We start from the raw sequence: 18,673 nt of genomic DNA on the forward strand, positions 1-18,673 counted from the left end.
CAAGGAGGAGGCCTTTAGTGGTTATTTTAGCCAGTACGATCTTTTTATTAACATTGACCCTCGTTATATGGCAACCAAAAGGGTTATCCATAGGATGGTCAGCGTGCGGTGGAGCGTTCTTAGCTCTGATTGTTGGGGTGGTTCATTTTCATGATGTCATAGATGTAACCTCAATCGTATGGAATGCAACATTAGCATTCATAGCAATTATTATTATTTCTCTTATATTAGATGAGATTGGGTTTTTTGAATGGGCAGCACTACATATGGCTAGGGCTGCTAAGGGAAATGGCGTTAGGATGTTTGTCTACGTGAGTATATTGGGTGCTCTTGTAGCAGCTTTCTTCGCCAACGACGGGGCAGCACTGATTTTGACTCCAATCGTATTAGCGATGGTTCGAAATTTAAAGCTCAGTGAAAAAATGATTTTCCCTTTTATTATTGCGAGTGGGTTCATTGCCGATACTACTTCACTCCCTTTAGTGGTGAGTAATCTTGTTAATATCGTATCTGCGGACTTTTTTGGGATTGGATTTGCCGAATTTGCTTCACGAATGATCATACCAAACTTATTTGCTTTAACTGCAAGTATCTTGGTTTTATATCTCTTTTTTCGTAAAAGTATTCCAAAGAACTATGATCCTTCACAACTCAAGGAACCATTTGAAGCGATTCGTGATGTAAAGATGTTCCGTTTATCTTGGGGCGTGTTAGGAATCTTACTGATTGGTTACTTCACTAGTGAATTTATTGGAATACCTGTCTCTATCATCACAGGTATTGTGGCTATCTTCTTTTTAATAATGGCTAGAAGAAGTCATGCAGTCAACACTAGAACTGTCATCAAAGGAGCACCATGGAGCATTGTCTTTTTCTCCATTGGCATGTACGTAGTAGTATACGGTTTACGAAATGTGGGGTTAACGAGTGTATTGGCTGATATAATCCAATCGACAGCCAATCAAGGTCTATTTGCTACAACAGTAGGAATGGGCTTCATTGCAGCGATACTTTCATCAATTATGAATAATCTGCCAACTGTAATGATTGATGCTCTGGCCATATCCGATACAAACACAACTGGGGAAATCAGAGAAGCGTTAATTTATGCCAATGTCATTGGTTCAGACTTAGGACCAAAAATTACACCAATCGGTTCTCTAGCGACTTTACTTTGGCTACATGTATTGTCTTTAAAAGGCGTGAAAATTTCGTGGGGCACTTATTTTAAAACAGGAATTATTTTAACGATCCCAACATTGTTAATAACTCTTGTTGGTCTATATATTTGGTTACTTATCATCCATTCATAATCTAACTTAAAAGGAGCATTAAATGATGTCTAAAAAAACGATTTACTTCTTATGTACAGGAAACTCTTGCAGAAGCCAAATGGCAGAAGGCTGGGCAAAAAAACACTTAGGTGATAAGTGGGAAGTGAAAAGTGCAGGTTTAGAAGCACATGGATTAAACCCGAATGCAGTAAAAGCAATGAAAGAAACAGATATCGATATTTCTCATCAAACATCTGATGTGATTGATCCAGTAATATTAAATCATGCTGATTTAATCGTAACACTTTGCGGACATGCGGCAGACAATTGCCCCTTAACTCCTCCACATATCAAACGTGAACACTGGGGCTTTGATGATCCAGCAAAAGCTGAAGGAACAGAAGAAGAAAAATGGGCATTTTTCCAACGTGTTCGTGACGAAATTGGAGAAAGAATTGAACATTTCGCAAAAACTGGAAAATAAATATAAAGATTTACATTTAATCCTTTGGGGAAGTGTTGGCGTAAACCACTAAATTGTCTACCCCTAGCGTTCATAGTTCATAATAAGGGTTACTTATTCTTCTTAGGAGTCTGCCATGCAGGCTTCTTTTTTTGTGCATTAAATAAATATAATGATAAATCTACAATTTTATTAAAATAGGTCGATAAATATAATAATTATTCATTTAGTAAAAATTCAATCATTATTGTATTTTGGAAAAGGTATCGTCCTTGGATTTGTGTCTGTAGATATACTTTGTCTAAATTTTGTTACCAAAAAACAGAAAGAGGCCATACAATGCGTAATTTTTTTAGAAATTTCAAAACTAGGTTATTCTTTTTCTTTGCAGTTATATTAATCATTCCTGCTTTAGTAGTTGGATCATTAGCTTATTTATCAGCTAGCGAGGCGATAGAAGAAGAAATCATGAACAGTGCTGCTGAAAATATTAATTTATTGGATTCAATCATAGATAGTTCGATTAATCCCAAAATACATGATGTCACTTCATTTTCGGAATCCGTTACATCCAGTTTATTTCAGGGGGAAGACAGCCCAAAATTAAGAGAACAATTTGCTCAATATCTAACTCTGCATCCAGAGGTTTTAAGCATTTATATTGGAGCTAATGATGGATTGTTAATTCAGGAACCCCGAGTAGTGCTTGATTCAGATTTTGATCTTCGCGGGAGGGATTGGTATAAAAATGCCATTGAACGCAAAGGGGAAATTTTTATTACGGAACCATATGTGGACGTTGCTACAAAAGATCATGTAGTAACCATAGCCAAAGAGTTAAAAGATGGCTCCGGAGTTGTGGCAATCGACATAAAAATAACCTATTTACAAAAGTTAACGAATGAAGTCAAAGTCGGGAAAGATGGCTATGCTTTTCTCCTAGATCGGAATAAGCATTATATTGCACACCCTACGAAAGAAAGTGGATCAGAAGCAAAAGAAAGTTTCTTTGATACCATGTATAAAAATGAAAAGGGTACTTTTGAATATCAATTCGATGGTCAGGTCAAACAAATGGCCTTTACTACTAATAAAGTAACAGGTTGGAAATTGGGTGGTACTATGCTTGTATCTGAGGTTGACGAGTCAGCATCGCCCATTTTTAAATCTACCTTAACCGTTTTAATAATCGCCATCATTATTGGGGCGGTAGTTGTTTATTTTGTCGTGCAATCTATCATCAAACCAATTAAAAAGTTAAAGGAAAGCGTGATAACTGTAAGTAAAGGGGATTTAACAGAGCAGATTGAAATAAAGTCTAATGATGAAATTGGGCAATTAGGAGATGCATTTAATGATATGCAGGAAAGCCTTCGAACTCTCATTCAAAAAGTAGAGCTGAGTTCAGAGCAACTTGCTGCATCTGCAGAAGAACTAACGGCAAATGCGGAACAAACTGGGGTAGCTACCGAACAAGTTGCCGTATCGATTCAAGAAGTAGCAAGCAGTACAGAGAAACAAACAAGTGGTGTAGATCGAAATGCCGAATCCTTAAATGAGCTCACGCAAGGTATAGCCAATATTGCAGAAAGCTCATCCAACGTTGCTGAACTGTCCTTACAAACAACTATGCAAGCGGAGGAAGGTGGGAAAGCTGTTCAAAATACCAAGGAACAAATGAATTCGATTCATCAATCGGTTACGGAATCAAATGAAATGATACAATCCTTGTATGAACGCTCTCAAGAAATTTCGTCCATTTTGGATGTAATAACAGAAATTGCCGATCAGACCAATCTCCTTTCTTTAAATGCAGCCATTGAATCGGCGAGAGCCGGGGAACATGGCAAAGGATTTGCAGTAGTAGCTGATGAAGTGAAGAAGCTTGCTAATCAATCTCAAAGCTCTGCAAAACAAATATCTGACTTAATCCAAGATATTCAAATGGATACATTGGATTCGGTTCACAAGATGGCTCTAGTTACAAATGATGTACGAAATGGATTAACTATTTCAGACGAAGCTTTTGAGAAATTCGAAGTCATTTTAAATAGTATGAAAGAAATAACTCCCCATATGGAGGAAGTTTCAGCTACGGCAGAGCAGATGTCTGCTGGAGTTCAAGAGGTTAGCTCAATAGCGAATGAACTTGCTTTCTTGGCAAAAGGAAATGCGGCAACTTCAGAAGAAGTAGCTGCCTCAACAGAGGAACAATTGGCTTCTATGGAAGAGATTTCTGCATCAGCGAGGTCACTTTCTCAGATGGCTGAGGAGCTAAAAGAATTAATAGCAGTGTTTAAGTATTAAAACGTTTTTTAACTATTGTAGAATTAATAAAAAGATGAATGATAAAAAACGATTCCTATTTTGTATTGGAATCGTTTTTTTGTGGGTGTGAAAAAGTTTGGTTATCGCTTTTTTTACGACTACTCTGAATAAGTTCCATGTACTGTGTATCTCCTAACCCATACTCTGTGAATTTTTCCAATAGTACAGGCACTAGTTGTTTCTCTGGGACATTTTGATGTTGTTGGATATACAACATTAGATCACTATCTTTATGAAGGTAGGTCAAATACAGTTCGACTCCCTTCTTTAAAGGGGGTGGACTGATACATTTCGGCATGGTTTTATGCACTAAAACTTGCTTGTATAGCTCATAATACCCCATCGGTTCCAGCGTGAATTTTTCTAAGATCCCAAAATGATGACCAACAATATGAAGATCAATTGGCATTGAATGATTTGTTTGATCGAGCCAAGCGAGAATGGTGAGCAGATTCATTTGACAAAACATGTCGGTATCAAACCATAATCTTAGATGAGTAAAATCGTTATGAAAGAGAGGATACAATGGATTTATCGTGATTTCTTCGTATTGAATGGCTGTAATCTGATGGACCTTAGCACGCAAGGCAATGAATGTATCTGAAAATAGCTGACTAGATGTGTGTCCGAAACACATAGCCTCGTTAAAGGGAATCATCATTTCTTTATTAAGAAAATGTGTTTTTTTGAAAAAATGATACATCGATTGTCCGTTTAAAATGTTTAATGTATGGTTAGGGGACAACTGTGACAACTCCTTTTATTATAGAAGATCACGGATTACCAATTACGGCTTGTTCCTGAAGAACCTTTAGCTTTACTCCAAAAAGAAAAACGGCTCTCTAATAGAATAAAGTTAATTATAGAAGAAAGGCGTTCATAAAGTAGCCATTCTGCTTTATGAACGCTCTTCCCAATCCCTTTGAGAGCGATCACTACAAAGTTGGTTATCGCACTAATGAATTAATGAAGCGTAGGAATTAGCCGAGTTAGAAGAAATCAGAAAAAAATGGCGGCCTATTTGGAATAAGTGCTTCAAGCTGTTCAATGCACGCTTCACTACCTGAAATCAGGCCTGCTGAAACGAGTTCATTAGGGCGTTGATAGCCAAATAATATGGCAGTTAACGTATTAATAGATAAACGTATTCCAGCATCAGTATCGCGAGCGGTCAGGATTTCCCCTGCATGCAGCTGAACCGACTTTTGATTATCTAACAGCAAGTCATCTTCAATATGTAGAACCACGCCTTGCTCAATATGATTCCACTTAAAATCATATTGAGCTAAAAAGTAATCTACATCTACAATTCGAGCCATGAAATAAGGTGTTAGCTCGGCTTTGATTCGGGGTTCTTTTAGCATAAAATGCAGAGGTTCTCTTTCAAAAACGGTCAATTCAACTTGATCGACCATAGAGTCATGCTGGCAAATAAAGTTCCAAAGACTTATTCTGGCATTGCTAGTTAGTGCGATAAATTCAGTTACATTCATTTTTCGATTATGGACACTATACATGAAATATCCGTTGGCATTTCCGTGATTATCATAATAAACGGCGACGAACTGACCGCCATACACACTCTTTTGCCACCATGATTTTTCCCTAACAAGCATGCCGTTAAATTGTTCGGCATATTGTTCATAGACACTTTCTATTACAGCAGAATGATCCTCTTTCATCAGCCGTTTGATCGTACCACTAGGGTGGTTTTTCATAATAAGGTCTGATTTATTCAATATGTATTTCATTCGGTTACTAAATAGTTCCCAGCCAAATTTTCGATAAAAGGGAACGGAAAAAGGGTGAAGCATGGAAACACTCATGCCTTGGTCCTTGATTTGGAATAAAGCTTCTTTTAACAGTTCCTTTACAAACCCTTTGCGACGATATTCTGGATAAGTAGCTACACCAGCAATACCACCCATCTTCAGTTGATTCTTCCCTAGATAAATGGAAAGGGGCAAAAGATGCAATTTTGCTGCAAGCTGGTCATTTTCATTTATCCCATAAATTTGATGGTGTTGCTTCATCGTTTCGATTCGATCCGCTATTTGATCCTCGGGTACTTGATATTGAAAGGCATACTCAGAAAGCTTCATCGCTTCTTGTAATTGATCCCCACTTAATTTGAAAACAGTCATTAAAAGCCCCCCCTAAATAATTTTCTATACCTTCAGGATAACATGAACAGTTTAAGAATAAAAAAATCCTTTAACTTACTAAATTAATGGGTTGAATAAACGATATAAGTAAAGGAGCTAGTCCTATTTTTACAACTAATGAGATAGTCAAAAAAGGAGAACAAACATGAAAATAAAGAGGAAATTAATTCTTATTCTAGTAATACTTGTATCATCTATTATAACTGTGGGGGGAATCTCTAGTACGATTAAGAATCGAACAGTAGAGAAAAATGAAGATATTAGAAAGAAAATGGAGATGTAAAAGACGATTGTACATATCCAATATCGGATTACAGGTATGTCAAATGATGAGCGGGCATTTCTGTTAACGGGAGAGAATGATTATTACGAAGGGATGAAGGCGAAAGCAGAAGATGTCGAGCAGAAAATAAAAAAGTTAAAGGATTTGGATACTGATCAAAAGTATCAGCAATCAATAGAAGATTTAGCAAAAAACTTCACTCAATACTGGTCGCTAAATCAGAAAGTCCTCGAGTCTTATACGAATAATCCACAAGCAGCAAAAGAAACTCATTTTGGGGAAGAAAGAACACTAAGGAAAAACATATTAGACCCATCCATTAATCAATATGTCGAACAATTAGAAACAGAAGTTGCTTATTTAACCGAAGAGTATGATAGCACTTCACAAATTGGTAAAAGGGTTATTTTAGTGATTACAATCCTTTCATCAGTCGTTGGGTCTACACTTGGAATCATCCTATTAGTTTCGATTATAAAACCATTAACGATCTTAAACGAACAGATGCGAGACATCGCTCAAGGTGAAGCAGACTTAACCAAGGCGATCATAATCAAAAATAAAGATGAGTTCGGTGACTTTGCGGCAACATTTAATCAATTTATTACATCACTTCGCGGAATTATGCAACAAATTGGCAGGTCTTCTGAGCAGGTGGCAGCTTCATCACATGAATTCACTGCCAATGCAGAAGAATCTAAAGCTACATCAGAAATCGTTTCAACTACGATGCAGGAAATATCAGATAGCGGCAATCATCAATCAAGTATGACTGAACAAGGTTTGGACTCTGTTAAATCAGCTCTTTTAGGGATTGAAACGATTAGCTCGAATACAAAAACGGTAGCAGAAGCATCATTAGTCATGAAAAAGCAAGCAGAAAATGGTTCTCAGTCGATACAACAGGTAGGAGTGCAAATGGAAAATATTCAGGTATCTGTTGAATTTGCAGACGAAGGCGTTCATTCACTTGCAAATCGTGCACTGGAGATCAGTAATTTTACCTCCATCATTAATGATATTGCCAATCAAACAAACTTGCTTGCATTAAATGCGACGATTGAGGCAGCAAGGGCAGGTGAAGCTGGTAAGGGATTTGCAGTGGTCGCTCAGGAAGTGCAGAAGCTAGCTGAACAAGCCAATGACTCAGCAAATCAGATTAATGAGGTTGTTCATAGTATTCAGCAGGAAACTAGAGTAACTGTTGATAATATTAAGACTGTCAAACAAAATGTATTCTCTGGCTTAGAATTATCCACTGAAGCTGAAAGCCAATTTAAAGAGATTATCGACTTCATTGATCAAGTATCTTCGCAAATTCAAGAAATTGCTTCCGCTTCACAACAGTTGAGTTCTGGCTTTGGTAATGTTTCACGTTCAATCGAAGAAATTTCTAATGCGACAAAGGAATCCGCTAGTCATACAGATGAAATTGCAAAAGCAACTGAAGAACAGCTAGCGTCGATGGAGGAAATCTTAGTTGCAGCAATATCTCTATCATCTTTATCCGAAGAACTTCAAGAATTGACTTCTAGGTTTAAAGTATAATTTCATTTCCTCTAGTTTGTTAATCCTTCTTTTAGGCTGTTTTCGTATACTTTGTTGCATTTACTACTAATCTGGGTTGAATTCCGTTACAGGTATTCGCTTTCTGCGGGCGGTCTTAGGAGTCTCGCACCTGCCACTACAATCAACATCGGCTCGAATTTGTTACTTGCTAAAAACAACAAACCTTACGAAAAGAGCCTTTTTTTTAAAATCTGTTGACTCTAACGTTACGTGATATCTTATAGTCAAGATCAGAGGGAGGGAAAACAAATGATGAAAGTAAAAGAGGTAGCTGATTTAGTTGGAGTAAGTGTGCGCGCACTACATCATTATGATGAGATTGGGTTATTATCCCCGGATACGATAACCGAATCGGGGTATCGATTGTATTCCAATGAAAATCTTAGTACACTGCAGCAAATTTTGTTTTTCAAAGAGCTCGACTTCCCTTTAAAGAAAATTAAAGAAATTATCAGCAGTCCTTCATTTAATCAAGAAGAGGCACTTTCCATGCACCGTAAACTGTTACTCGAGAAGCGTAATCGGCTGGATGCGATGATCAGGACGATTGATAAAACCATTTCTTTTACAAAAGGAGAAATTCAAATGACTAATAAAGAAAAATTTGAAGGCTTTGATTTTAGTCAAAATCCGTATGAGCAAGAAGCGCGTGAACGTTGGGGCGACGAGGCAGTTGATCAATCGAAGGTGAAACTAGGCAAAATGTCAACAGAGAAACAAGCAGCGATGGGGGAAAAAATGAACGAAATCTACCGTAATCTTGCTGGATTCAGACAAGAATCACCTGCCTCACCCGATGCACAAGCAGCCATTAAAGAATGGTATGATTTGCTAAACAAGATGGGCAACTACTCACTTGAAGCTTTCAAAGGACTTGGCCAAATGTATGTGGATGATGAGCGGTTTACAAAAAATATTGATCAATTTGGCGAAGGCTTAGCAGCATTCATGCGTGACGCAATGGCTGTATATGCAGATACGAATAAATAATAAAACGAAGAACTCTTCAATATGGAAAGACTTAATAATCTGCTCCTAAAATAATTTTTTGATATTCTTTATCCATTTATTCATTTTGTAAATTCCTTTTCTTCCCGATGATAATCACAGAGAAGAAGGTCAAAATAACAGAGATGGTGAAGATCATCAATTTAGTTGTGTAGGGGGCAGGAATATGGCGACAAGACAATCGGTAGAAAATTGCCTACAGCAATGTGAAGAGGTATTACGCATTGCTTCTGACGAGTATACACAAGGTGCAAAGCAAGAGCATTATAATGATGTGTCATATGTTGAAGCACAGGCCTTACTACAAAACGCTGCAAATGAAATTGAAACACTTGCTGCCAGTGGAAATCTGCAACAAAGAGAACAATTGAAACTCATGAGAAACCAAATTCTGCAGATGCAACACAATATGATTGTGCTGAATCGCTAAAAAATGAGTCTATATTAAATTAACGAGGTCAGACCCCCAAAGAAGTGGAAGTCTGACCTCGTTTGAAAAGGGGCGGTGCTTCGCAAAATCAGTATTGCACAGCCACCTTTATTGACAAATTGAGAATCTGAACCTTTATCATAGTAGGGTTGGGATCAGATTGTATTTTAGACTTTAGTGTGGTTCATGAAGATCCCAGGCTAATTTTAATGAATCGACGATATAGTCGGCAACTTCGTCAGCCTCAAGATTGTCCGTATCTACCTTCGAATTATGAAGCGAATAAATCGGTTTTCTAGAATTAAAAAGTTCTTCAATTTCTTCAATGGAACGCCCTTGCAATACTGGCCGGCTATCGATGATAAGGCTGATTCTTTCCTTCCATGATTCCCAAGATAAATCTAAATAAATGACAATACAATGTTCTAAACAAACTTTTCGTATTTCTTCCTGTAAAAAAGCCCCTCCACCTACAGAAATGATTTTCAGCTTTTGTTTACTAAATGTGCTAATTACACTTTTCTCTTTTTCACGAAATGCTTTTTCGCCAATTTTTTGGAAGATTTCGGAAGTTGCCATATTGTATTCTTTTTCAATTTCCTGATCTATATCAATAAAATCTCGATATAATTTCTTAGCAACCATCTCACCAATCGTAGTTTTACCAACACCCATAAATCCGATCAATACAACGCTTTTTTCTCTAAAACTACTATTGTCATGATTCATTCCACTGCCCTCATTTCACCTAATCCTATTATTGTTCGACAAAAACTACATGTCACTATTGTAAAGGATTTGGTTAATGGATAACACTGTATTTTTGGAATGTTGAATAATTTTATGAAGGATATGGGGACGAGGCTTCGCGAGCCTATCTACTATGGATTAAGAATGGACTCTAAAATCTAGCTCTGCACTGTCACCATTGTGATTAGGTGAGTGTAGCGTGCTACGGGATGAATCCTTCATAGTAAATGGTGGCGTTTTAACGCTATTGTAGTTTTGTATGTAGGCAAGTGAGTGCTAGCACGCTTAGCTGAATTAACAGTCTATGATGTATCCGGTTTTGCTGCTAAAAAAGTATTGCGCCTCCCGAAGAAAACCACTAAACTAGGATAGTTGTTGAAATATATATAGAAATCAGGTGCATAATGATGCCGCGTGCTTTATGGGTTTTAATTATTGGAATGACCCTGAATGTGACTGCTTCTTCGTTTTTATGGCCTTTAAATACAATCTATCTTCATGAACATTTAGGAAAAACGCTATCGATGGCAGGACTTGTGTTGCTTGCTAATGCCCTTGCAAGTGTTGTCGGCAATCTTTGTGGCGGTGGACTGTTTGATAAGTTTGGTGGTTACCAGACTGCAATGGCTGGCGTGATTATCACATTATTGTCATCTGTTGGAATGGCTTGGAATCATGAATTTCTGCCATATTTAATCTTTTTAACGATTTCAGGATTTGGAACAGGTATCGTGTTTCCGGCTATTTTCGCAATGGCTGGTACCGTTTGGAAGGAAGGCGGCAGAAAATCGTATAATGCTGTTTATGTTGCCCAAAACTTTGGTGTCGCAGTAGGCTCAGCTCTTGGCGGAGTGATTGCTTCCTATTCATTTGAATATGTGTTTCTTGCCAATACAGTGATGTACGTATTATTTTTCTTTGTTGCTCTCGTTGGATTTAGAGGGATCCAAGGGGATGCAGCGATACAAACGTCCATCCTTCAGGAAAAACAATCGACTAAACCTTCTAATAAAATGCTTTATCCATTGCTTGTTTTATGTTTCGGTTATTTTTTGTGCTGGATTGGTTATGTTCAATGGCAATCGACAATCGCAGCATATACACAGGAAATTGGAATTTCACTTAAACAGTACAGCTTACTATGGACAGTCAATGGTGCATTTATCGTACTTGCGCAGCCGCTCTTGGCAATCGTGATTAAATGGTTTGCGAAAACATTGAAAATCCAGCTAATCTTCGGCATGATCATCTTTATTCTTTCGTTTGCGGTGGCAGCTACATCAAGCAGCTTTGCTGGGTTCATGACGGCAATGGTCATCTTAACGATTGGTGAAATGTTCGTTTGGCCCGCAGTTCCAGCTGTGGCAGGAGAGATTGCGACAAAGGGAAAAGTGGGACTTTATCAAGGCATTGTCAACAGTACGGCTACAGGTGGTCGAATGATCGGCCCGCTTCTCGGAGGTTTCCTTGTTGATACGAATGGAATGGATATGATGTTCGGTGTATTAACGATATTTGTCGTATTAGCCATCGGAACTGTTTTCATTTTTGATAAAATGCAAAAGAGAGTAAACGAAGGCAATGGCTCAGTCTTTCCTGTGAAATAAGGAACCTATTCTAAAAATCATGCATATAGTAAGAAAAACATGATCATAATAGGAAAGAGCCCTTGCTTTTCCTGTAAAAATTCACTAGAATGACTATATAACTAAATATTCTAATACAGACAGTGATAAGGAGTAGTACCGATTAGAACCTGTGTAGAGAGTTGACGGATGGTGCAAGTCAACCAGGAGTGATCGCGAACTCGCCTTTTGAGTTTCAGGCATGAAGGAATAGTAATGCTTGACGTTCATCCGCGTTACGGATTTTTAAGTGGGGCGATAGTTGTTATGTCGCCAATTTGGGTGGTACCGCGGGTTGATTAGATACATAATCCTCTCGTCCCTTTTTATAGGGATGAGGGGTTTTTTTATGGACTTTTTTTATGGGAAGGACCGATGATGGTTATTCTTAAAAATGAGGAGGAAACAAGAATGAGTTTTAAACATAGGTCGATAGAGAAGAAATGGCAAAAATATTGGGAAGAAAATAAAACGTTTAAAACGGGTGAAGAAACCGGCAAACGGAAATTTTACTCGCTTGATATGTTCCCATATCCATCTGGGGCTGGACTTCATGTTGGTCACCCAGAAGGCTACACAGCAAGCGATATTTTAGCACGGATGAAACGAATGCAAGGCTATAATGTGCTTCATCCAATCGGTTGGGATGCTTTTGGACTTCCAGCAGAGCAGTATGCACTTGATACAGGAAATGATCCAGCGGAATTCACGCAGCATAACATCAACACATTCCGCCGCCAAATTAAAGCATTAGGTTTTTCTTATGATTGGGATCGGGAAATTGATACAACAGATCCAGACTATTATAAATGGACGCAATGGATTTTCACGAAGCTTTTTGAAAAAGGGCTGGCGTACATTGATGAAGTAGCGGTCAACTGGTGTCCTGCGCTTGGCACGGTTTTGGCGAACGAAGAAGTTATCGACGGAGTAAGTGAACGTGGAGGGCATCCGGTTGAACGACGCCCGATGAGACAATGGGTGTTAAAAATCACAGCTTATGCAGACCGTTTACTTGATGATCTTGAAACAGTTGATTGGCCGGAAAATATTAAAGATATGCAGCGTAACTGGATCGGACGTTCTGAAGGAGCTGAAGTGACTTTCAATATTGACGGTCATGATGATACGTTTACCGTCTTCACGACACGTCCTGATACTTTATTCGGTGCAACCTATGCGGTGTTATCTCCTGAGCATCCGTTTGTTGACACGATTACTACACCTGAGCAAAAAGCAGCGGTAGAACAATATATTACTGAAGTGAAAAATAAAACGGATCTTGAACGTACGGATTTGGCAAAAGACAAAACAGGTGCATTTACAGGAGCGTTTGCCATCAACCCAGTTAATGGTGAAAAAATGCCAATCTGGATTGCTGATTATGTACTAATGAGCTATGGAACAGGTGCTATTATGGCGGTGCCGGCTCATGATGAACGCGATTATGAATTCGCAATGAAATTCGAATTGCCAATTAAAGAAGTCGTAGCAGGCGGGGACGTGACGAAAGAAGCGTATACAGGCGATGGTGTGCATGTGAATTCCGAATTCCTAAACGGCTTAAATAAAGAAGAAGGAATCGCAACGATGATTAAGTGGTTGGAGGAAAAAGAAATTGGTACGAAGAAAGTAACATTCCGTCTTCGCGACTGGTTATTCAGCCGTCAACGTTACTGGGGAGAACCGATTCCAATCATTCATTGGGAAGATGGTACAACAGAAGCAGTTAAAGAATCTGAGCTTCCTGTTCTATTACCGAAAACGACAGATATTAAGCCATCCGGTACAGGTGAATCGCCACTTGCGAACATCCATGATTGGGTGAATGTAACTGATGAGAATGGCAGAAAAGGTCGTCGTGAGACAAACACGATGCCACAATGGGCAGGAAGCAGCTGGTACTTCCTACGTTATATCGATCCGAACAATACAGAAGCGATTGCTGATCCGGAAAAGATAAAAGAATGGATGCCAGTTGATATGTATATTGGTGGTGCCGAGCATGCGGTCCTTCATTTATTGTACGCTCGATTCTGGCATAAATTCTTGTATGACATTGGCGTTGTTCCAACATCTGAACCGTTCCAAAACCTTTTCAACCAAGGAATGATTCTGGGAGAAAATAATGAAAAAATGAGTAAATCAAAAGGAAACGTAGTAAACCCAGATGATATCGTGGATAGCCATGGTGCCGATACTCTACGTCTATATGAAATGTTTATGGGACCTTTGGAATCATCGATTGCTTGGTCTGAAAATGGACTTGATGGCGCTCGTCGTTTCCTTGACCGTGTATGGCGTTTACTTGTTAATGACGACGACACACTGACAGATAAAATTGTCGATACAGATGATAGCGGCAAGCTTGAGAAAGTGTACCATCAAACGGTGAAGAAGGTTACAGAAAACTACGAGACTTTGAAATTCAACACAGCAATTTCGCAATTAATGGTCTTTATCAATGATGCATATAAAGCGGACACACTCCCTAGACCATATATAGAAGGTTTCGTGAAAATGTTATCACCAGTTGCTCCACATATCGCTGAAGAACTATGGGGAAGACTCGGGGCCACAGAAACAGTCACATACGAAACATGGCCTGCTTATGATGAAGCAAAAATGATCGACAACGAAGTCGAAATCGTTGTCCAAATTAATGGGAAAGTGAAAGCAAAACTAATGGTACCAACAGACACTACGAAAGAAAAACTAGAAGAAATCGCCATGGGCGAAGACGCTATTAAAGAACAAATCGACGGAAAAACCGTTCGTAAAGTCATTGCGGTACCTGGTAAATTAGTGAACATCGTTGCGAATTAAATAAAAAAACTGACTCACTCTGACTGTTTAGTCTTTAGTGGGTCAGTTTTTTTTTTGGTGCGCACACCTAGAAGAAGGAGATAGCGTGAAAAACCAAATAGATGAGGAATTGCTCTATTTCGTGGTCGATAATGTCAATAGAACTTATTTTTTAGCTGAGGGAGTATCGATCTATTTAATTGGCATCCAAACCTCAATCACATGGTCCGTTGCACTTGCTGGATACAAATACTTCTCAAAGTTAGGGGCAAATCTGAATTGAACATCTGTTTTCTCATGCAGAGCTTGGAAAGCAGGTTTGATGCCTGGAATGCCATTCTCCACAGTAGCAACAATATAGCGCCCCGATTCAATTTTTATTTTTTCTACATCAGACCGATCTACTAAATCTTGAATGCCTGCAAGATAGTGTAGTTTCCCTTCACGATCAAAATCGATACAGACACCGTAAAACGTATCCACTGAAATGTTATCGATTTTTAAGGTTGCGTTTAACTTGTCCCATATTCGCGGGATTTCAGCGGTAGTACCTACGTGTTTATAGCCTATTACCCAAAAACCTTCAATCGTTTCAATCCTCGTTTTCATCACATTCTCCTCCTTATTCCTTATGCAACTTTCCAAACTCTATGATATACTTCCCATTTTAGCATAACTTCGCGACTTACTAATATAGCCAATCGATGAATTAGGTATACTGATCTTACCTTAGAACGCATAAAAAATTCTAGCTCCGCACCGTCACCATTGTGATTAAGCGAGTGTAGCGTGCTACAGGAGGATCCTTGGTGTAATGCCATATTCGTTTTGTATGAAATGCTTTTAGGCAAGTATTGGAAATACATTTTACTTGTCATACGACAAATAATAAATCAGGATTCATTATGAGATACTAAAAATCAAAGGTGATAAAATGTATGGTTTTCCTTTTCATCTTACGAACCTTTGAGAGCAGGAGGATACCAATGAGTAAAGGGAAAATATTGATCGTGGAAGATGAAAGTAAAATTGCCCGTCTCATTCAATTAGAACTTGAGCATGAAGGATATGAAACAGGAACTGCGCGTACAGGATTAGATGGGTTCAATATGTTTCAACAAGAGAAATGGGACCTTCTTTTATTAGATGTGATGTTACCTGAATTAAATGGACTAGAGGTGTTAAGGCGTATTCGTTCAACGGATGACCAAACGCCCATTATTCTATTAACGGCACGTGATGCATTGCCCGATAAAGTAAGTGGACTCGATTTAGGTGCCAACGATTACATTACAAAGCCGTTTGAAATTGAAGAATTATTTGCACGTATACGCGTCTGGTTACGTCTCCCAGTTTCTCAAGAAGAAGGGACAACATCTTCTACTATTAAAGTTGGGGATCTAACGATAAATTCAAAAACTCGTGAAGTATATCGTGCGGATCAAATGATTGAGTTGACGCCAAAAGAATATGATTTACTTATCTATTTAATGGAAAATAAAAATCAAGTCTTAACGTTTGACCAATTGTTAACGAATGTATGGGGATTTGATTATTTCGGTGATTCCAATGTTGTCTATGTATACATTCGATATTTACGAAAAAAGATTGACGCACCATTTCAAACTCCTTATATTCACACGGTTCGTGGTGTTGGATATATGTTAAAGGAATAATATATGAAGCTACAAACGAAAATTGTTCTCACATCAACCCTTTTAATTTTTATTCTTTTGGTCGTTGCAAATAGTTCAATTTACTTTATTTTTAAAAAAACGATGACTGATAACGCAATTGAACGTCTTCAAGTAGAAAGTAAAAATATTGCAGAAGGATTAAAACCAGCAAGTAATCCAGCGAGTAATCCAGCCACTTTATTACGAGCGTATTTACCTCCTAATGGAATGATACGTATTCTTCCGCCAAAAGGTAAACCGTTGCTTATCGTTATTAGAGACCAAACTGAACTAAATGGTCTGCCATATTCATACAAGTCATTTGAACAAACGGCCGTAGAAGACATTGATGATCATTTATACGCCATTTCACACTCACCGATTATTTGGACAAATGGCGATGTCGTTTCGCTTGAAGTGACGGAACCATTAACAGATGTTGAGGAATCTTTACAAATTTTAAAAGTCATTTTACTGGTCGCTTCCCTCGTTATTTTAATTCCAACAATCTTGGGCGGGCGTGTATTAAGTCAAGTCATCTTACGACCGATTAAATCGCTTATTCAGACAATGGAAGAGATTCAGGAATCACGGACGTTTAAAAAAATCAGACGTGATACAACATCAAAGGACGAACTGGATAAAATGGCGAATACATTTAACAATATGATGGATTTATTGGAGGAAAATTATAAAAAACAGGAGCAATTCGTATCGGATGCTTCTCATGAATTAAAAACGCCGCTTACCGTTGTAGAAAGTTACGCAAATATGTTAAAACGTTGGGGGATGAAGCGCCCTGATATTTTGGAAGAAGCAATCGAAGCCATTCATTCCGAGGCCATTCGAATGAAGCAGCTAACGGAACAAATGTTACTCCTTGCTAAAGGCGATGAACAATGGGAGATGCATATAGAGGAAGTGGATATTAGTTTGGTATGCAGGGATACAGCGAAGCATCTACAGCTTGCCTTTGAGAGAACGATTTCGATTGATGTACAAACCAATAATCCGATCATTCGTGCAGATGAAAAAAAGGTCAAACAGTTACTCTATATTTTAGTGGATAATGCAATTAAATATAGCGAAAAATCTATTGATATTACAATTTCTCGCGGTACTTCTTCCATATTCATCGCTATTACGGATTATGGGATTGGGATTCCGAAAGAAGATCTAGCACATGTATATGAACGATTTTTCCGAGTAGATAAAGCAAGGACAAGAGAAACAGGCGGAACAGGATTGGGATTGCCTATCGCAACAAGAATTGTCGCTGCTCATAACGGGAAGATTCATATGGATAGTGAAGAAGGAAAAGGTACAACAGTCACAATTGAATTACCACTTTAAATTTTTAAGAGGATTCTCAGACTTCTCTAAGAATGCTCTGTTACACTATGATTCATTAACATATGGAGGTGAAAGAATGAAGAAGATAGCATTGACGATGTTATGCATTCTAATCATTGGTTTCGGTGGCTGGTACGGGGTTAAAAAAGCATTTACTGCTCCGAGTTCTCTCCTACCAGAAGAGAATGTCAGTCAGATGATCCAACAGAAATATGGAGGAACAATTGAGGATATTAGTGTTTTTCAAGAAAAGGATAAGCTCAATTATTCCATTAAATTGATAAAAGATCAGATTCCATATCAGGTAATTGTCAATGGACAGACAGGTGAAGTACTTGCCATGATAAAACAAACGACGGCACAAAAGTCTGCGGCACCAAAACCTGCGGAGCAAAAACCTGCAGAACAAAAGCCTGAAGAGCAAAAACCTGCAACTCCACAAATGAATCAGCAAGAATCAATCGCTAAATCCAATAAAAACAATCAAACAAATGCTTTTTCAAGTAGTGCGCTTCAAACGATTATTACAATTGATCAAGCAATAGGAATTGCCTTAGACAAAGCTCAAGGAACGATTGATGAAGTCGAATTAGGAGAAGAAGATGGCCAGCTTGTTTACGAAGTTGAAATCAAGCAATCGGAAAAAAAGAAATCTGAAGTAATAATTAATCCATACTCTGGGAAAGTTGAGTCCATTTCAATTGATACGCACAAGGATTCGGACGACGGTGACGATGATTAAACGTGTAGCGTTAAGCTACACGTTTTTTTATCCTTTCTTTTAACTCTTAACAGAAGATGAAATGGTTTCTAATTAAAAATCAAGCGGCGGCGATCGACAAAACTTCATTGATTCTAGATGAAGATGTTTATCAGCAACAGTTTGGCTACTATAAGACAATTAATAAGACACTAAGGATGCCGTTTTTTATAAAATCTTTTTC

At 38.2% G+C, this 18,673-nt stretch carries 16 protein-coding genes and 1 other annotated feature; of the genes, 12 read left to right on the forward strand and 4 right to left on the reverse strand.

Going from position 1 to position 18,673, the window contains the following annotated elements; genetic code table 11:
* Positions 1-17: 17 nt before the first annotated feature.
* The 3 genes from HNP81_RS05985 (at position 18) to HNP81_RS05995 (ending at position 4,044) form a co-directional block, all read left to right on the forward strand.
* Positions 18-1,313 carry an arsenic transporter gene (locus HNP81_RS05985; RefSeq protein WP_182501929.1) on the forward strand — a complete coding sequence of 432 codons (1,296 nt, stop codon included), beginning with the start codon at positions 18-20 and terminating at the stop codon, positions 1,311-1,313.
* A gap of 25 nt (positions 1,314-1,338) precedes the next feature.
* Positions 1,339-1,758 (forward strand): arsenate reductase (thioredoxin), encoded by a 420-nt coding sequence (gene arsC, locus HNP81_RS05990; protein ID WP_182502182.1) that lies wholly within the window; start codon positions 1,339-1,341, stop codon positions 1,756-1,758.
* A gap of 318 nt (positions 1,759-2,076) precedes the next feature.
* Positions 2,077-4,044, forward strand: a complete 1,968-nt coding sequence (locus HNP81_RS05995; RefSeq protein ID WP_182501930.1) for a methyl-accepting chemotaxis protein — start codon at positions 2,077-2,079, stop codon at positions 4,042-4,044.
* 55 nt (positions 4,045-4,099) lie between these two features.
* Here HNP81_RS05995 and HNP81_RS06000 read toward each other — a convergent pair whose 3' ends face one another.
* Positions 4,100-4,810: an AraC family transcriptional regulator gene (locus HNP81_RS06000; protein ID WP_182501931.1), complete on the reverse strand. Its 711-nt coding sequence runs from the start codon at positions 4,808-4,810 to the stop codon at positions 4,100-4,102.
* A 244-nt stretch (positions 4,811-5,054) separates the two neighbouring features.
* Complete coding sequence (locus HNP81_RS06005; protein ID WP_182501932.1) at positions 5,055-6,209, reverse strand: GNAT family N-acetyltransferase; 1,155 nt, start codon at positions 6,207-6,209, stop codon at positions 5,055-5,057.
* Positions 6,210-6,375: 166 nt separating this feature from the next.
* On the opposite strand from HNP81_RS06005, the gene HNP81_RS06010 reads away from it, so the two are divergent.
* The 4 genes from HNP81_RS06010 (at position 6,376) to HNP81_RS06025 (ending at position 9,520) form a co-directional block, all read left to right on the forward strand.
* On the forward strand, positions 6,376-6,513 hold the full coding sequence (locus tag HNP81_RS06010) for a hypothetical protein (RefSeq protein WP_182501933.1): 138 nt from the start codon (positions 6,376-6,378) through the stop codon (positions 6,511-6,513).
* Between the two features lie 27 nt (positions 6,514-6,540).
* Positions 6,541-8,061 (forward strand): methyl-accepting chemotaxis protein, encoded by a 1,521-nt coding sequence (locus tag HNP81_RS06015; RefSeq protein WP_376766723.1) that lies wholly within the window; start codon positions 6,541-6,543, stop codon positions 8,059-8,061.
* Positions 8,062-8,334: 273 nt separating this feature from the next.
* Positions 8,335-9,072, forward strand: coding sequence for a MerR family transcriptional regulator (locus HNP81_RS06020; RefSeq protein ID WP_182502183.1), 738 nt, complete (start codon positions 8,335-8,337; stop codon positions 9,070-9,072).
* A 184-nt stretch (positions 9,073-9,256) separates the two neighbouring features.
* Positions 9,257-9,520 (forward strand): YtzC family protein, encoded by a 264-nt coding sequence (locus HNP81_RS06025; protein WP_182501935.1) that lies wholly within the window; start codon positions 9,257-9,259, stop codon positions 9,518-9,520.
* Positions 9,521-9,694: 174 nt separating this feature from the next.
* Here the strand turns inward: HNP81_RS06025 and HNP81_RS06030 are convergent, their stop codons facing one another.
* Positions 9,695-10,249, reverse strand: a complete 555-nt coding sequence (locus HNP81_RS06030) for a shikimate kinase (RefSeq protein ID WP_182501936.1) — start codon at positions 10,247-10,249, stop codon at positions 9,695-9,697.
* Positions 10,250-10,677: 428 nt separating this feature from the next.
* Between HNP81_RS06030 and HNP81_RS06035 the strand changes: the two genes are divergently transcribed.
* Positions 10,678-11,877: an MDR family MFS transporter gene (locus tag HNP81_RS06035; RefSeq protein WP_182501937.1), complete on the forward strand. Its 1,200-nt coding sequence runs from the start codon at positions 10,678-10,680 to the stop codon at positions 11,875-11,877.
* 113 nt (positions 11,878-11,990) lie between these two features.
* Positions 11,991-12,222: a binding site (T-box leader), on the forward strand.
* Between the two features lie 84 nt (positions 12,223-12,306).
* Positions 12,307-14,721, forward strand: coding sequence for a leucine--tRNA ligase (leuS, locus tag HNP81_RS06040; RefSeq protein ID WP_182501938.1), 2,415 nt, complete (start codon positions 12,307-12,309; stop codon positions 14,719-14,721).
* A 171-nt stretch (positions 14,722-14,892) separates the two neighbouring features.
* On the opposite strand, the gene HNP81_RS06045 is transcribed toward leuS, so the two are convergent.
* Entirely contained in the window at positions 14,893-15,309 is a 417-nt protein-coding gene (locus HNP81_RS06045; RefSeq protein WP_182501939.1) for a GyrI-like domain-containing protein, read from the reverse strand.
* Positions 15,310-15,686: 377 nt separating this feature from the next.
* Between HNP81_RS06045 and HNP81_RS06050 the strand changes: the two genes are divergently transcribed.
* From HNP81_RS06050 to HNP81_RS06060, 3 genes are all read left to right on the forward strand, one after another.
* Positions 15,687-16,376 carry a response regulator transcription factor gene (locus HNP81_RS06050; RefSeq protein ID WP_028392547.1) on the forward strand — a complete coding sequence of 230 codons (690 nt, stop codon included), beginning with the start codon at positions 15,687-15,689 and terminating at the stop codon, positions 16,374-16,376.
* A gap of 3 nt (positions 16,377-16,379) precedes the next feature.
* Complete coding sequence (locus HNP81_RS06055) at positions 16,380-17,729, forward strand: HAMP domain-containing sensor histidine kinase (protein WP_182501940.1); 1,350 nt, start codon at positions 16,380-16,382, stop codon at positions 17,727-17,729.
* A gap of 76 nt (positions 17,730-17,805) precedes the next feature.
* Positions 17,806-18,471, forward strand: coding sequence for a PepSY domain-containing protein (locus HNP81_RS06060; protein ID WP_182501941.1), 666 nt, complete (start codon positions 17,806-17,808; stop codon positions 18,469-18,471).
* Positions 18,472-18,673: the final 202 nt, after the last annotated feature.

It is taken from the genome of Peribacillus huizhouensis (genome assembly GCF_014138605.1).
Lineage (GTDB): Bacteria > Bacillota > Bacilli > Bacillales > DSM-1321 > Peribacillus > Peribacillus huizhouensis.

Coding starts and splice junctions, on each gene's coding strand:
- arsC (WP_182502182.1), top strand. CDS start 1,339: ATGTCTAAAAAAACGATTTACTTCTTATGTACAGGAAACTCTTGCAGA.
- HNP81_RS05995 (WP_182501930.1), top strand. CDS start 2,077: ATGCGTAATTTTTTTAGAAATTTCAAAACTAGGTTATTCTTTTTCTTT.
- HNP81_RS06005 (WP_182501932.1), bottom strand. CDS start 6,209: ATGACTGTTTTCAAATTAAGTGGGGATCAATTACAAGAAGCGATGAAG.
- HNP81_RS06010 (WP_182501933.1), top strand. CDS start 6,376: ATGAAAATAAAGAGGAAATTAATTCTTATTCTAGTAATACTTGTATCA.
- HNP81_RS06020 (WP_182502183.1), top strand. CDS start 8,335: ATGAAAGTAAAAGAGGTAGCTGATTTAGTTGGAGTAAGTGTGCGCGCA.
- HNP81_RS06025 (WP_182501935.1), top strand. CDS start 9,257: ATGGCGACAAGACAATCGGTAGAAAATTGCCTACAGCAATGTGAAGAG.
- HNP81_RS06030 (WP_182501936.1), bottom strand. CDS start 10,249: ATGAATCATGACAATAGTAGTTTTAGAGAAAAAAGCGTTGTATTGATC.
- HNP81_RS06035 (WP_182501937.1), top strand. CDS start 10,678: ATGCCGCGTGCTTTATGGGTTTTAATTATTGGAATGACCCTGAATGTG.
- leuS (WP_182501938.1), top strand. CDS start 12,307: ATGAGTTTTAAACATAGGTCGATAGAGAAGAAATGGCAAAAATATTGG.
- HNP81_RS06045 (WP_182501939.1), bottom strand. CDS start 15,309: ATGAAAACGAGGATTGAAACGATTGAAGGTTTTTGGGTAATAGGCTAT.
- HNP81_RS06050 (WP_028392547.1), top strand. CDS start 15,687: ATGAGTAAAGGGAAAATATTGATCGTGGAAGATGAAAGTAAAATTGCC.
- HNP81_RS06055 (WP_182501940.1), top strand. CDS start 16,380: ATGAAGCTACAAACGAAAATTGTTCTCACATCAACCCTTTTAATTTTT.
- HNP81_RS06060 (WP_182501941.1), top strand. CDS start 17,806: ATGAAGAAGATAGCATTGACGATGTTATGCATTCTAATCATTGGTTTC.